This is a genomic window from Aciditerrimonas ferrireducens (assembly GCF_023130475.1).
GTDB lineage: Bacteria > Actinomycetota > Acidimicrobiia > Acidimicrobiales > UBA8190 > Aciditerrimonas > Aciditerrimonas ferrireducens.
In genome coordinates, this window is sequence record NZ_JAKHEX010000024.1 from 19,669 (window position 1) to 34,266 (window position 14,598).

A 14,598-nucleotide genomic window follows, 5' to 3' on the forward strand; every position below is an offset into this window, starting at 1 on the left:
TCCCCTCCCCCGGCGCCCCCGGATCCGGGCGCCCCGGAGGACGGTAGCAGGCGAGGCGGCCGGCCCACCCGCAGTGACCGGCCCGGGCAGGCCGAGCGGGCTGGCGGGGTCCGGGGACCCGGCGGGTAGGGTCCAGCGGCGTGACGGGCTGGACCTTCGCGACGGTCTGGGAGGCGGTGGCCAGGCGGTTCCCCGAGGCGCCGGCCTGGTGGCACGGGGAGGCGGCGGCCGCCTGGGCCGGCTTCGAGCGCCGGGCCGAGGCCCTGGCCCAGGGGCTCGTGGCCGCCGGGCTGGCCCCGGGGGACCGGGTGGGGGAGCTAGTCGGGAACCACCCCGCCTACCTCGAGACGTTCTTCGCCGCCAGCAAGGCCCGCCTGGTGCCGGTCAACCTCAACTACCGCTACACCGCCGAGGAGCTCCGGGGCATCCTCGAGGACGCCGAGCCGGGGGCCGTGGTGGTCCAGGGCGCCTACGTGGACCGGGTGGCGCCTCTTGTCGGGGAGCTCGAGTCCGTCCGGCGCTGGCTCTGGGTGGACGACGGCACCGGGTCGTGCCCCAGCTGGGCCGAGCCCTACGAGGCCCTGGCCGGGGCCGACCCCGGCCCGGCCCGGCGCACCGACGCCGCGGCCCGCCGCGGGGACGACCTGGTGCTGCTCTACACGGGGGGCACCACCGGTCAGCCCAAGGGGGTGATGTGGCCCCAGGACGGCCTCTTCCGCATGCTCGAGGAGCTCCAGGGCGCCACGGTCCCGGCCGAGGCCGACCCCGAGGGCTACGCCGCCCGCCTGGCCCGGCCCGGCCCGGGGGTCCTGCCGGCCGCCCCGCTCATGCACGGCACCGGCCTGTTCTTCGTCCTGCCGGTCCTGAGTCGAGGCGGGGCGGTCCGGACCCTGCCGAGCCAGCGCTTCGACCCGGTCGAGGTGCTCACGGTGCTCAGCCGGGAACGGCTGAAGGGCCTCTGCATCGTCGGGGACGCCTTCGCCCGGCCCCTGGTGGCCGCCTTGGAGGCCGAGCCGGCCCGCTACGACCTCTCGGCCCTCCGGGTCGTGTTCTCCTCCGGCCTCACGTTCTCCGCCGAGACGAAGAGCCGGCTGCTGCGGTTCGCGCCCCGGGCGGTGGTGGTGGACTCCCTGGGCAGCAGCGAATCGGGGGGCATGGCCCGGACCCTCACCAGCGCCGGCGATCTCCCCGCGGACGACGCGGCGGGGGGCGCGGTGGCTCCCCGTTTCAAGGTCGGGGGCCGGACCCGGGTGGTGGACGACGAGGGCCGGGACGTCGCCCCGGGGTCCGGGCAGGTGGGCCGGCTCGCGGTGGCCGGGCACCTGCCGCTCGGCTACTGGCGGGACCCGGAGAAGACCGCCGGCACCTTCCTCATGCTCGACGGGGTCCGGCACGTGGTGGCCGGGGACTACGCCACCGTCGAGGCCGACGGCACCATCCGCCTCTTGGGCCGGGGCTCAGTGTGCATCAACACCGGCGGCGAGAAGGTGTACCCCGACGAGGTCGAGGCTGTGGTGAAGGCGGCCCCCGGGGTGCGGGACTGCGTCGTGGTCGGGGTGCCCGACGAGCGCTTCGGGGAGGTGGTGACCGCAGTGGTCGAGCCCGAACCGGGGGCCGCGCTCGAGCTGGCCAGCCTGGCGGACGCCTGCCGGCCCCACCTGGCCGGCTACAAGCTGCCCCGGCGGCTCGTGGTCCTCCCCGAGGGCCTGGGTCGGGCCGCGAACGGCAAGGCCGACTACCAGCGGCTGCGGGCGCTGGCCCAAGAGCGCCTCGCCACCCCCACCCGCTAAGGTCGTTCGAGAACCGAACCTTCGGCCCCGGCGGCTGGGCGCGGCCCCGGGGACCTGCAGGGGAAGGGGGTGCGCCGTGGCTGTTCGGCTCGTTCGCCGTGCCGGGGTCCTGGGCTGTGGCCTCATGGGCTCGGGGATCGCCGAGGTCCTGGCCCGGGCGGGGGTGGAGACCACGGTGGTGGAGGTCGACCGCGACGCCCTGGCCCGGGGCCGGGCCCGGGTGGAGGCCTCCTTGGCCCGGGCGGTGAGCGGGGGCAAGCTCTCGGGGGCGGCCCGGGAGGAGGCCCTGGCGAACCTCGTGTTCACGACCGACCTCGGGGACCTGGCCGAGGTGGACTGCGTGCTGGAGGCCATCGTCGAGGACGAGGCCGCCAAGCTCGAGGCCTACCGGCGCCTCGACAAGGTCGTGGAGAACGACACGGCGTTCTTCGCGTCGAACACCTCCTCCATCCCGATCATGAAGCTGGCGGTGGCCACCAGCCGGCCCGAGCAGGTCCTCGGCCTGCACTTCTTCAACCCAGTGCCGGTCATGCGGCTCGTGGAGGTCATCAGCTCCCTGGTCACCAGCGAGGAGACCCGGGAGCAGGCCCGGTTCCTCGCCACCGAGCAGCTCGGCAAGCGGGCCATCGCCTCCCCGGACCGGGCCGGGTTCGTGGTGAACGCCTTGCTGATCCCGTACCTGCTCTCGTCGGTCCGGATGCTCGAGTCGGGGTTCGCCACCCGGGAGGACATCGACGCCGGGATGGTCGAGGGGTGCGGGCACCCCATGGGGCCCCTGGCCCTGCTGGACCTCATCGGCCTGGACACCGCCCAGGCGGTGGCCGAGTCGCTCTACGAGGAGTTCAAGGAGCCGCTCTACGCGCCCCCGCCGCTGCTGAACCGGATGGTGGAGGCCGGGCTGCTCGGCCGCAAGAGCGGCCAGGGCTTCTACGGGTACCGGCAAGGGGGCTGAGCTGCCGGGCGACGAGGCGAGCAGCGGGCGCTGGCGGGCCGAGGCCCGGCGGTTCCTCCGGCCCCACCGGGCGAAGCTGGTTGTCGCCCTGGTGGCCTCTGCGGTCTCCATGGGGAGCCTGGCCGCCGTGCCGGTCCTCCAGCGGTCGGTCATCGACGACGCCATCGCCGCCCGGCACCACGTGCTCGTCCCGCTGCTGGTGGCCATCCTCGGCGTGGGGGTCGTGCGCTTCGGGTCCAGCCTGGCCCGGCGCTTCGTGGGCGGCCGGGTCTCCTACGACGTCCAGCTCGACGTCCGCAACGCCCTCTACGCCCACCTGCTGCGCCTCGACCTGGTGGTCCACGACGGCTTGCAGACCGGGCAGCTGGTGGCCCGGGCGAACAGCGACCTGAGCCTCGTCCAGCAGCTGCTGGCCTGGGCCCCCATGGTCATGGGCAGCCTGCTCCAGGCCGCCCTGTCCCTGGCGGTCATGGCCGCCTTGAACGTCCCCCTGTTCCTCGTGGCCCTCCTCGTGCCCCTCGCCACCTTCTGGTCGGCCCGGGGCCTGCGGACCACGGTCTTCCCCTCGAGCTGGGACGCCCAGGCCAAGGAGGCCGAGCTCACCACGGTGGTCGAGGAGTCGGTGAGCGGGGCCCGGGTGATCCGGGCCTTCGCCCAGGAGGACGGGCAGGTGCAGCGGTTCGTCGGGGCCGCCCGATCGCTCTTCGGCTCCCGGCTCCGCAACATCCGGCTCCGGGCGAAGATGACCGCGCAGCTCCAGGCCATCCCCCAGCTCGGCCAGGTGGCCGTCCTGGCCCTGGGCGGCTGGCTGGCGCTCCACGGGCAGATCTCCATCGGGACCTTCGTGGCCTTCGCCACCTACCTGACCCAGCTGGTGGCCCCGGCCCGGATGCTCGCCGGGATCCTCTCGGTCGGCCAGCAGGCCCGGGCCGGCGCCGAGCGGATCGCCGAGCTGCTGGCCCTCGAACCCACCCTGGTCGAGCAGCCCGGGGCCCGGCCCCTCGGACCGGTCCGGGGCGAGCTGCGCTTCGAAGGGGTCCGCTTCGCCCACCGCAACGGGACCGAGGTCCTCCGGGGGGTCGACCTGGCGCTGGCCCCCGGGGAGCTCGTGGCGGTGGTCGGCCCCTCGGGATCGGGCAAGTCCACCCTCTGCGCCCTGGTGGCTCGGCTCTACGACCCGAGCGCCGGTCGGGTCCTGCTCGACGGGACCGACGTCGCCTCGGTCACCCTCCGGTCCCTGCGGCGCCAGGTGGGCCTGGTGTTCGAGGAGAGCTTCCTGTTCAACGGCACGGTGGCCGACAACGTCCGCTTCGGTCGGCCCGAGGCCAGCGACGCCGAGGTCGAGGAGGCCTGCCGGCTCGCCGGGGCCCACGAGTTCGTCGCCGCCCTGCCCGAGGGCTACCAGACCCCCGTCGGGGAGGGCGGCGTGACCCTCTCGGGCGGCCAGCGCCAGCGCCTGGCCCTGGCCCGGACCCTCCTGACCCGGCCCCGGGTGCTCGTGCTCGACGACGCCACCTCCGCCGTCGACCCGGCCACCGAGGAGCGGATCCTCGGCGCGCTGCGCCGCCTGCCCCAGCGGCCCACGGTCCTCGTGACCTCCCAGCGGCCCTCGGTCCTCGGCCTCGTGGACCGGGTGGCGGTGCTGGACGACGGCCGGATCCAGGCGGTGGGGACCCCGGCCGAGGTGGCCCGACGCTCGCCCTGGTTCCGGACCTTCGCCGACCTCGGCGGGGACGGCACACGGCCCGGTGCCGGCCGGCGGGCCCGGGCCCACCAGGACCGGCGACCCCTCGCCGTGGCCGGGCCGCCAGGGCCCTTCGGCTGGGGCGGGCCCCGCCGGGGCGGGGGCGGGGGCGGCGGGGGCTGGGTGGCCCTCCTCGGGACCCCGCCGCCGGCCATGGCCGCCCGCATCGCCCAGCTGCCGCCGGTCAGCGACGAACCGCCGGTCGACGAGGCCCGTGAGGTCCAGGCCCGGGGGGCGCTCCGCCTGCGGGACTTCGTCCGGCAGTGGCGCGGTCCCCTGGCCATCGGCCTGGTCCTGGTCGGCCTGGACGCCCTCCTGGGCCTGGCCGGGCCGCTGCTCGTCCGCTCGGGCATCGACGACGGGGTGGTGGGCCACGACGGCCCGGCCCTCCTGGCCGCGTCCCTGGCGTTCCTGGCCGTCACCCTGGTGGCCTGGTGGGACCAGTGGGCCGAGACCATCTGGACCGGCCGCACCGGGGAGTCGATGCTCTACGCCCTGCGGGTCCGGCTCTTCGCCCACCTCCAGCGCCTGGGCATGGACTTCTACGAGCGGGAACCGGCCGGACGGATCGTGACCCGGATGACCAGCGACATCCAGACGCTCAGCCAACTGCTCCAGAACGGGCTAGTGAGCGCCCTGGTCGGGGTGGCGAGCGTGCTCGGGATCGCGGCGGTGCTCTTCGCCCTCGACGTCCGCCTGGCCCTCGCGGCCCTGGCGGTCCTCCCGGTCCTCGTGGCGGCCACCGTTGGGTACCGGCTGGTGGCCGCCAGGGCCTACGACCGCCAGCGGGAGCAGGTCGCCGCGGTGAACGCCCACCTCCAAGAGAGCGTGGCCGGGGTGAAGGTCGTCCAGGCCCTCGGCCGGGAGCAGGCCGGGCTCGAGACCTTCCAGGAGATCGGCCTGGCCTACCGCCGGGCCAGCCTCACCGCCCTCGGGGTCCAGGCCCTCTACGTGGCCCTGGCCGACCTCCTGGCCACCGTGGCCACCGTGGCCGTGCTCTGGGTGGGCGGCGACCTGGTGCGCTCCCACGCCCTGGCCGTCGGGGCCCTCGTGGCCTTCCTCCTCTACGTCACCCAGCTCTTCGCCCCGGTCCAGCAGCTGGCCCAGACCTACGACACCTACCAGCGGGCCCTGGCCGGCCTCCGGAAGATCAGCGGCGTGCTGGCCGAGGAGCCGAGCGTGGCGAGCCGGCCCGGGGCCCGGCGGGTGGAGCGGCTGCGGGGCGAGCTGGCCCTGGCGGGGGTCTCGTTCCGGTACCCGGGGGCCAGCCGCCTGGCCCTCGCCGAGGTCGACCTCGAGATCCCCGGCGGGCAGCGCCTGGCCCTGGTCGGGGAGACCGGCGCCGGCAAGTCGACCCTGGTGAAGCTCCTGGCCCGCTTCCTCGACCCTACCGAGGGCCGGGTCCTCGCCGACGGCATGGACCTGCGGGACCTGGACCTCCAGTCCTACCGGGCCCAGCTGGGCTTCGTGCCCCAGGAACCGTTCCTCTTCAGCGCCACCATCCGGGACAACATCGCTTTCGGTCGCCCCGGGGCCAGCCAGGCCGACGTCGAGGCCGCGGCCCGGGCGGTCGGGGCCCACGAGGTCATCGAGGCCCTGCCCGGCGGCTACGAGCACGTCGTGGGGGAACGGGGCCGCTCCCTCTCGGCCGGGGAGCGCCAGCTGGTCTGCCTGGCCCGGGCCCTGCTGGTCGACCCGGCGGTCCTCCTGCTCGACGAGGCCACGGCGAACCTCGACCCGGCCCTCGACGCCCAGGTCCAAGAGGCCATCACCGCGGTGGCCGCCGGGCGGACCACCGTCGTGATCGCGCACCGGCTCTCCACCGCCGAGCAGATGGACCGGGTGGTCGTGGTCGCCTCGGGCCGGGTGGTCGAGGACGGGACCCACGCCGAGCTGGTCGGGGCCGGCGGCTGGTACCAGCGGTCCTGGGAGGCCACCCGGGCCGCCCTGGCCGCTGGGCCCACGGGGGCCGGGGACGCCGCCACCGCCGTGGGCTGAGGCCGACGGCCGAGGTCGACGAGCCCGGGGTCGGCGCTGGGCCTCAGGCCCGGGCCAGGACTGCCTGGAGCTGGTCGCAGGTCGCCTGGGGGTCGGCGACTTGCGCCACCACCCGGGTGAACCCGGTGCCGGCCGCCAGCTCGAGGACCAGGACCGGCCGGTTGGCGAAGGTCAGCCAGCGCTCCCGGATCCCCCGGGAGCGGTCGGCGAAGGTCCCGAGGAAGCAGACCCCGGGCAGGGCCGTGCCGTGGGTCCGGACCCCCGGGGGCAGGCCCGGCTGGGCGGACCAGGCCACGGCCAGGACCTGGCGGAGGGGCACGTCGAGGGGACCGGCGAACGCCCAGACCCGCACCGCGCCCCGGGGCCGGATCCGGAGCGCGTCGCCCTCCACCGCCACCAGCGCCGGCGCCCCCCCGGTGCGCGCCGCGACGGCCAGGAGGACGACGAGCACGACGACGAGCAGGGGGCTGAGGCCGACGAGCGGTACGCCGGCGAGCAGCGGGAACGGCCGGGCCCCGACCAGGGCGCCAAGGGGCACGGGGGCCAGTATGGCAGCTCCGACCCGCCGGGCCAGAGAAGCGCGAGGCGGCGGGAATAGACGGGGCCCGAAAAGCGTCTGAGAAGGCGAACCGCCCGGGAGGCGGGCAGGGCGCCCAGGGCGGACCGGCCCGAACCGGTCCTCCGGCTCCCGTCCTCCGCTCGGCGAAGGACCGCTCCGGTCGTGGTGGTGCGAGCGCCGGTCCCGCCAGCCCGGGCGGGCAGAGCATCCGTCGGCCGACCCGTCCGGCCGGGGGAGACCAGAAGGGAGGTGATGGCGATGCTGTTGAGGTTCGACCCGTTCCGTGAACTGGACCGGCTCACCCAGCAGGTCCTCGGGGCGGCCTCCGGCACGCTGGCCAGCGTCCCCATGGACGCGTACCGGCGGGGCGACGAGGTCGTCGTGAGCCTGGACCTGCCGGGGGTGGACCCGGACACCATCGAGGTGACCGTCGAGAAGGACGTCTTGACCATCGCCGGTGAGCGCCGCCACGAGGTGGCCGAGGACGCCGAGGTCCTGGTCCGGGAGCGGCCCGTGGGGACCTTCACCCGGCGGCTGTTCCTGGGCGAGTCCTTGGACACCGAGGGCATCAGGGCCTCCTACGACCGGGGCGTGCTCACCGTGACCATCCCGGTGGCCGCCGAGGCGAAGCCTCGACGGGTGGCCGTGGTCGGCCCCGAGCGCTGAGCCCGTGGCGGCCAGCGCCGCCTGAGCCCACCCGGTTCCCACACACCGTGCACCCCCGGGACCCCCCGGGGGTGCGGCGCGTCCGGGCCCCGGCGCGCCCGACGCCGTGGCGGTCATCGTGCGCCAGCCCGACGGCAAGTTCCAGGTGACCACGAACCACCACCCGGTCGGGGCCGGGGCCAGCTGGGGCCTGCTCTGGGGGGTGCTCTTCAGCCTGCTGTTCTTCGTGCCGCTCCTCGGCCTGGTCCTCGGGGCGGGCTTCGGCGCGCTCGGTGGCCTGGTCGACAAGACCCTCATCGACCGGGAGTTCCGGGACCGGGTCCGGGACCTGGTCCAGCCGGGCACCTCGGCGCTGTTCCTGGTGGTCGAGCGGGTGCCCTCCGACAAGGTGGTGGCCGCCGTGTCCCGCTACGGCGGCACCGTGCTGCGCTCCAGCCTCGACAGCCAGGCCGAGGCCGAGCTCCAGCGGGTCCTCCACCAGGCCGCTCGGGCCTGAGTCGGCAGCCGGTTGGCCGTCCACGGTGCCCGGCGCCGCTGCCGGCCCCGTACCGGCCAACGAGCACAGCACCGCCCAGGAGTCCAGGCACACCCTCAACGACGAACCTCGGCCCAGTGCTCCCTTTCGAGCTCAGCCACCAGGTCCAAGCCGGCGAGCGCACCACGCAGCGTCGGGCGCTCCCGCACCGGCACCACCCGCAGCGCTTCGCCGTCCTCGTCGAGGACGAACGTCACCTCCGACCCTGGGCTGAGCCCGAGGCGGTCCCGGAGCGACTTCGGGATCACGACCTGGCCTTTTGGGCCGACCCGCATAGTCATTTCAAAAGGTACAACTGGTTGGCGCGGCGGTCCGACGCTGCGGCGGAGGGTTCCTCGAGCGGCGGGGAGCCGAGCCGGCTCGGCGCCAGGGCCGCCCTTCGGCCGGGCTGGGCTGATTGAGGGTTCGGCGGGGTGGTTTGCTGCGGACTCTTGGCGGTCCCGGCCTCATACCGTGCATTGACGAGTGCTTCAGAGACGGGGCTTGTCCCCGTCGAACGGACACCGGTCTGCAGCTCATCGGGTTGCTCCGCACGGAAATCGCGCTCTCCGCGGTCACGAGCAGCGGTTGCGGAAGGGTCCCGCCATGTGGTGCGCAGCGTGCTCCGCCTGCATTTCCCCGCGATCTGCAGCTCACCCATGAGCCACACCACCCGCTTCTCGTTGACCACGACCTTCGCTCTCACCACGCTGGCCCGCACCCCGGGGACGTCGTCGCAGCCTCGAGGCCCCGCCCAGACATCGAGGATCGGATGCGCCACGAACGCCTCCGCCGCCTGGCCCAACCTGGGCACCTCGAAGTGGTCAAGGGGGTGCTCGTCGGCTTCCTGGTCTTGGTGCTTCTCCTGGGCCTGGTCCTCGGGGCCGGGTTCGCGTGCGCTCTCGGCGGTCCGCGTCGGCTCCTTCCGCCGGCCTGGTGTGCTCGCACAGCTCCTGCACAGCTCCGTCACGGCTCGGGCTCAGCCTGGACTGCTTTCATGCTGCCGTCAGGTCGGGCCGGCGAGGGGCGTGGCCGGGGACGGAGCCGACGAGGAGGCAGTGGCCATGACGAGGGGAGAGCCGGCCCCGGCCGGGGGCAGCGACCCGGCCGTCGCGGCTGGCGCCGCGACGGCTCCCCTGCCGACCCTCGAGCACCGACCGCCGGTGATCGAGCTGATCGACGGGGTCAAGGTTTACCGGACCGGCAGCCTGGCGGTCGAAGCCCTCCGGGGCGTCAGCCTCCGGGTGGAGGAGGGCGAGTTCGTGGCCATCATGGGCCCCTCGGGCTCGGGCAAGTCGACCCTCATGCACGTGCTCGGCTGCTTGGACGTGCTCACCTCGGGCACCTACCGCCTTGCCGGCCAGGACGTGAGCCGCATGTCCGAGGAGGAGCTGGCCTTCGTGCGGAACCGGCGGATCGGGTTCGTCTTCCAGCAGTTCAACCTGCTGCCGTCCCTGAGCGCGTGCCGGAATGTCGAGCTGCCCCTGGTCTACGCCGGGGTCCACCGCGACGAGCGCCGGGCGCGGGCCCTCGAGGCCCTGGCCCGGGTGGGATTGGCCGACCGGGTCGAACACCGCCCCGGGGAGCTCTCGGGCGGCCAGCAGCAGCGGGTGGCTATCGCCCGGGCCCTGGTGACCGATCCGGCCCTGGTGCTGGCGGACGAACCCACGGGGAACCTCGACTCCGAGGCCACCGGCGAGATCCTGGGGTTGCTGGCCGCGGTGCACCGGCAGGGCCGGACGGTGGTGCTCATCACCCACGAGCCCGAGGTCGCCCGGGCCGCCGAGCGAGTGGTCCGGATCCGGGACGGCCTGCTGGCCGGGGAGCAGCCGGTGGTCGGCGCGGAGGTCGGGCGATGAGCGTGGGGTCCCGGTTCGCCGGGCTGGGACGGGCGGTCCGCCGGCACTGGGGCCGGACCCTGGTCGTGGCGGTGGTGATCCTGGGGGGCGCCGGCGGCGCGGCCTACGCCCTCTCGAGCTCCTCGGGCCTCGTCTACCGCACGGTGGCGGTGACCGACGGGACGGTGGAGCAGACGGTGGCGGCCACCGGGACGATCGAGGCGGCCGAGCAGGCGGACGAGGACTTCGGGGCGTCGGGCACGGTCCAGGCGGTGCAGGTGAGCATCGGCCAGCACGTGAGCGCCGGCCAGGTCCTGGCCACCTTGGACCCGACGAGCCTGGAGGTGGCGGTCGACCAGGCCAAGGCCACCTTGTCCGAAGCCGAGGCGAACCTGGCTGACGCGGAGGACCCGAGCAGCTCGAGCCTGACCAGCGCCCAGGCCCAGGTCGCCAGCGACCAGAACGCCTTGACCGAGGCGGAGCAGGAGGTCAGCGACACCGAGACCACGAACCAGCAGGCCGCGGCCCAGGCGGCCCAGCAGGTGGCCGAGGACCAGCAGACCGTCCAGGACGACCAGGTCGCGCTGACGAACGACCAGAGCGCCCTCGAGGCGGCCCAGGCGGCCGAAGCGGCCGAGTGCCAAGGGGCGAACGCCGCTGGCACCACGGGCAGCCCGGGCTCCAGCGGAACCAGCTCGAGTGGTGCCGGCAGCACGACCAGCTGTGCCAGCGCGGCCAGCACGGTGGGCTCGGACCAGGCGAAGGTCGAAAGCGACCAGCAGGCCCTCGAGCAGGCAGAGAACCAGCTGGCCTCCGCCCAGGCATCCGAGCAGCAGACCGCCACGAAGGACGAGCAGTCCCTCCAGCAGGCCGAGGACCAGGTGCAGACGGACAGGACCAACCTGGCCAACGCCGAGGCCTCGCTCCAGGCCGCCCAGGGCACCTCGACCGCCGACCAGGTCGCTGCCGACCAGGCGCAGGTCGCCGCGGACCAGGCCAACCTCGCCCAGGCGGAGGCCAACCTGGCGGACGCCACCCTCCGGGCCACCATCGCCGGCACGGTCACTGCGGTGAACGTCACCCCCGGCCAGACGGTCGCCGCAGGCAGCTCGACCACCTCGGCGTCGGGTGCCGCCGGGGCTGGCGCCGCCAGCGGGGCCGGCGTCAGTGGGTCCGGCGCAGGGGGTGCGGGGAGCAGCGCCTCGAGTGGCGCCGCCAGCAGTGCCTCGAGCTCGTCCTCCAGCGCAGCGGTCGTGGTGACGAGCCCAGGCAGCTACGTGGTCGACGCCACGGTCAGCTCGGCCGGCGAGCTCGCGGAGCTGGCCACCGGTGACCAGTGCCAGATCACCCCGGCGGGCGCGACCACGCCGGTCTACGGGGTCCTGACCTCGATCAGCACCGTGGGTTCGACCACCGACGGGGTGACGAGCTTCCCGGTCACCATCTCGGTCACCGGCAGCCCCTCGGGGCTGTACGTGAACGAGTCCGCCGACGTGACGATCATCACCCTGGAGGAGCGCGACGTGCTCAGCGTGCCGACCAGCGCGGTGCACGACCTGGGGGCCGAGCACGTGGTTGACGTCCTCGAACACGGCAAGGAGGTCCCCCAGGTGGTGGGGGTCGGGGCCGAGGGGACAACCCTGACCCAGATCACCTCCGGCCTGCACCTCGGCGAGGAGGTGGTGCTGGCCAGGGTCTCGAGCGCCAGTCCGGCGGCCCGGGCCCCGACGACCGCCGGTCGAGCCGGCTTCGGCGGCTTCGGCGGGTTCGGCGGCTTCGGCGGGGGCTTCGGGGGCGGCGGGGGCTTCGGGGGCGGCGGGCTGGGCGGTGCCGCCCGGGCGCTCGGGGGATGACCCGGTGACCCGGCCGGCTCTTTCCCCTCCAGCACCAAGGGGTGCGGCGTGAACCTCCTCGAGACCCTGCGCTCGGGCCTGGAGGCCATCGCTGCCCATCGGCTGCGCTCCGCCTTGACGGTCCTCGGGATCCTCATCGGGGTGGCGGCCGTGATCCTGACCGTCGGGCTGGGCGAAGGGGCGACGAGCTCGGTGAACGCCGCCATCTCGTCCCTCGGGGCCACGACGCTCATCGTGACCCCCGGCAGCACCACCTCCTCGGACGGGGTGCGGGGCGGCTTCGGCTCCTCCACCGCCCTGACCACCACGGACGCCGACGCCTTGGCCTCGAGGGTCGACTGCCCCGATGTCGCCGCGGTGGCCCCGAGCATTGCGCGGGAGGAGGTCCTGAGCGACGGCACCACCACCTGGACCACCTCGGTGGTCGGCACCACCCCGGCCTACGCCCAGATCCTCGACCGAACCATGGCGGAGGGCTCCTTCTTCACCCAGGCCCAGGTCCAAGAGGAGGCCGACGTGGTCGTCCTCGGGCCGACCACCGCCGAGGAGCTGGGCCTGGGCTTCGACCCGGTGGGCCAGACGGTGGACGTGGCCGGGGTGCCCATGACCGTCCAGGGGGTCCTGGCCGAGGCCAGCAGCGGGGCGACCGGCACCGCGGAGGACGACCTGGCCCTCGTCCCGATCACCACCGCCCAGTCCCAGCTCTTCGGCACGACCTCGGTGTCGGAGATCTACCTGGCGGCCCGCTCCACCGGGGTGCTCGGGGCGGCCGAGCAGGAAGCCGAGGACGAGCTGCTCAACCTCCAGGGGGCCACCAGCCCGGCCGACGCCGACTTCACCATCACCAGCGAGACCTCGATCCTCTCGACCGCCGACTCGGTCGACAACACCCTGACCGTCCTCCTGGCCGGGATCGCCGCCATCTCCCTGCTGGTCGGGGGGATTGGGGTCATGAACATCATGCTGGTCTCGGTCACCGAACGGGTGCGGGAGATCGGGCTCCGCAAGGCCCTCGGGGCCACCCCCGCCTCGATCCGCCGGCAGTTCCTCACCGAGGCCTCGACCCTCGGCCTGGCCGGCGGCCTGGTCGGGGCCCTGGTCGGGGTGGCCGGTGCGGTCGGCCTGCCCCACGTCATCAGTGACCACATCGACATCTCCGGGGCGGCGATCGCCGGCGCCATCGTGGTCTCGGTCGGCATCGGGCTGGTCTTCGGGGTCTACCCGGCGACCCGGGCTGCCCGGCTGACCCCCATCGATGCCCTGCGGAGCGAGTGACGGGGACGACCGAGCACGAGTCGGGGGAACGACCGAGGCCACCCCCATCGGCGATCGCCGGGGACCGGGAGACGAGGAAGCGACGAGGAGCGGACGAGTGCGAGCAGCGAAGCAGCGAACCACGGGGCACCAGGGACAGCGGCGCGGGCGGCTGGGCGCTCGCTGGGCAGCGTGCTGCGTCCTCGCGACCGTGGGCCTCGGGGTCGGGACCGCCGGGCTGGCTGGCGCGGCCACGACGACCGACAGTTCGTCGATGGTGCCCCCGACCGTGCAGGTGGTGAGCGGCTCGCTGCAGAGCACCAAGGTCGGCAGCGCCTTCGCCGAGCCGCTGACCCTGAGCGTGACCTGCGCAGGCAGCCCGGTCCAGGGGGCCACGGTGCTCTTCGAGGCACCCTCGAGCGGTGCCAGCGCGCTGTTCGTGACCAGTCAGGAGGTCGTCGAGGAGGTCCAGACCGATTCGAGCGGGAGCGCCTCGAGCGGCGAGCTGGAGGCCAACGACCTCATCGGCACCTACCAGGTCACCGCCACCGCGACCGTGCCGAGCACGCCGAGCACCTCCTGCGCCGGCCAGTCGGCTTCAGTCGGATTCAGCCTGACGAACGTCGCGGGCAACCCGAGCAGCGTGACCGAGGTGAGCGGCTCGGGCCAGGAGGCCGCGGTCGGCACCACCTTCCCTGACCCCCTCGTCGTCTCCGTGGCCGATCAGGACGGCAACCCGGTGAGCGGCGCCACGGTCGACTTCGTCGTGGAGGCGAACGACGGGGCGACCGCCACCTTCGCCACCGGGGGCGGCCAGGCCAGCGCCGTGACCGCCAGCGACGGGCAGGCGAGCAGCCCCGCCCTGGAGGCCGGGACCACCGCGGGATCCTTCACCGTGCTCGCCGAGGTGAGCGGGACGAGCGGCCCGGCGGTCTTCACCCTGACCGACCTGCCCGGCCCACCGGCGACGGTGACCGCCGGGGTCGGCGCAGACCAGCAGACCACCGTCGGTTCGGCGTTCCCCATCCCCCTGGCGGTGACCGTGCGGGACGCCGACGACAACCCGGTGCCGGATGTGAGCGTCACCTTCAGCGCTCCGACGAGCGGGGCGAGCGGCACCTTCGCCGGGGGCGGGACCAGCGTGAGCGTCACGACGAACGGTGACGGGGTGGCGGTCGCCCCGACCTTCAGCGCCAACCAGCAGCCGGGGGGCTACGTCGTCGAGGCCACGGCGCCCGGGGTGGCACCCGCCGTCTTCGCCCTGGTGAACGAGGAGCCCCCGCCCGCGCCCCCCAGCGCCGCGACGACCACCACCGGGACCAGCCAGGCCTCGGGTGGTGCGGGGACGTCGGTGGTGGGGATGGTGGTGGATCCGGCGACGGGGGGGTATTGGCTGGTGGGGGCGGATGGGGCGGTGTTCTCGTTCGACG

The 14,598-nt window shown here is 74.6% G+C and carries 11 protein-coding genes and 1 pseudogene; 9 read left to right on the forward strand and 3 right to left on the reverse strand.

What is annotated here, in order from left to right; all coding sequences use genetic code 11:
* Positions 1-140 precede the first annotated feature (140 nt).
* The 3 genes from Acit_RS11105 (at position 141) to Acit_RS11115 (ending at position 6,484) form a co-directional block, all read left to right on the forward strand.
* On the forward strand, positions 141-1,790 hold the full coding sequence (locus Acit_RS11105) for an AMP-binding protein (protein ID WP_248109064.1): 1,650 nt from the start codon (positions 141-143) through the stop codon (positions 1,788-1,790).
* A 76-nt stretch (positions 1,791-1,866) separates the two neighbouring features.
* Positions 1,867-2,742 carry a 3-hydroxybutyryl-CoA dehydrogenase gene (locus Acit_RS11110; RefSeq protein ID WP_312710523.1) on the forward strand — a complete coding sequence of 292 codons (876 nt, stop codon included), beginning with the start codon at positions 1,867-1,869 and terminating at the stop codon, positions 2,740-2,742.
* A 91-nt stretch (positions 2,743-2,833) separates the two neighbouring features.
* Complete coding sequence (locus Acit_RS11115; RefSeq protein WP_248109065.1) at positions 2,834-6,484, forward strand: ABC transporter ATP-binding protein; 3,651 nt, start codon at positions 2,834-2,836, stop codon at positions 6,482-6,484.
* A gap of 43 nt (positions 6,485-6,527) precedes the next feature.
* On the opposite strand, the gene Acit_RS11120 is transcribed toward Acit_RS11115, so the two are convergent.
* On the reverse strand, positions 6,528-7,022 hold the full coding sequence (locus Acit_RS11120) for a hypothetical protein (RefSeq protein WP_248109066.1): 495 nt from the start codon (positions 7,020-7,022) through the stop codon (positions 6,528-6,530).
* Positions 7,023-7,301: 279 nt separating this feature from the next.
* Between Acit_RS11120 and Acit_RS11125 the strand changes: the two genes are divergently transcribed.
* Entirely contained in the window at positions 7,302-7,709 is a 408-nt protein-coding gene (locus Acit_RS11125) for an Hsp20/alpha crystallin family protein (protein WP_248109068.1), read from the forward strand.
* Between the two features lie 106 nt (positions 7,710-7,815).
* Positions 7,816-8,205 (forward strand): DUF1269 domain-containing protein, encoded by a 390-nt coding sequence (locus Acit_RS11130; RefSeq protein ID WP_248109069.1) that lies wholly within the window; start codon positions 7,816-7,818, stop codon positions 8,203-8,205.
* 95 nt (positions 8,206-8,300) lie between these two features.
* Here the strand turns inward: Acit_RS11130 and Acit_RS11135 are convergent, their stop codons facing one another.
* Positions 8,301-8,525, reverse strand: coding sequence for an AbrB/MazE/SpoVT family DNA-binding domain-containing protein (locus Acit_RS11135; protein WP_312710526.1), 225 nt, complete (start codon positions 8,523-8,525; stop codon positions 8,301-8,303).
* Entirely contained in the window at positions 8,522-9,004 is a 483-nt protein-coding gene (locus Acit_RS11140) for a hypothetical protein (protein WP_248109071.1), read from the reverse strand. The genes Acit_RS11135 and Acit_RS11140 overlap by 4 nt, the downstream gene beginning before the upstream one ends.
* A gap of 283 nt (positions 9,005-9,287) precedes the next feature.
* On the opposite strand from Acit_RS11140, the gene Acit_RS11145 reads away from it, so the two are divergent.
* The 4 genes and pseudogenes from Acit_RS11145 to Acit_RS11160 form a co-directional block, all read left to right on the forward strand.
* Positions 9,288-10,082 (forward strand): ABC transporter ATP-binding protein, encoded by a 795-nt coding sequence (locus tag Acit_RS11145; protein ID WP_248109072.1) that lies wholly within the window; start codon positions 9,288-9,290, stop codon positions 10,080-10,082.
* Positions 10,079-11,914 carry an efflux RND transporter periplasmic adaptor subunit gene (locus Acit_RS11150; RefSeq protein ID WP_248109073.1) on the forward strand — a complete coding sequence of 612 codons (1,836 nt, stop codon included), beginning with the start codon at positions 10,079-10,081 and terminating at the stop codon, positions 11,912-11,914. The genes Acit_RS11145 and Acit_RS11150 overlap by 4 nt, the downstream gene beginning before the upstream one ends.
* A gap of 48 nt (positions 11,915-11,962) precedes the next feature.
* On the forward strand, positions 11,963-13,189 hold the full coding sequence (locus tag Acit_RS11155; protein WP_248109074.1) for an ABC transporter permease: 1,227 nt from the start codon (positions 11,963-11,965) through the stop codon (positions 13,187-13,189).
* A gap of 253 nt (positions 13,190-13,442) precedes the next feature.
* Positions 13,443-14,598: pseudogene (locus Acit_RS11160) on the forward strand (hypothetical protein); the annotation flags it as partial.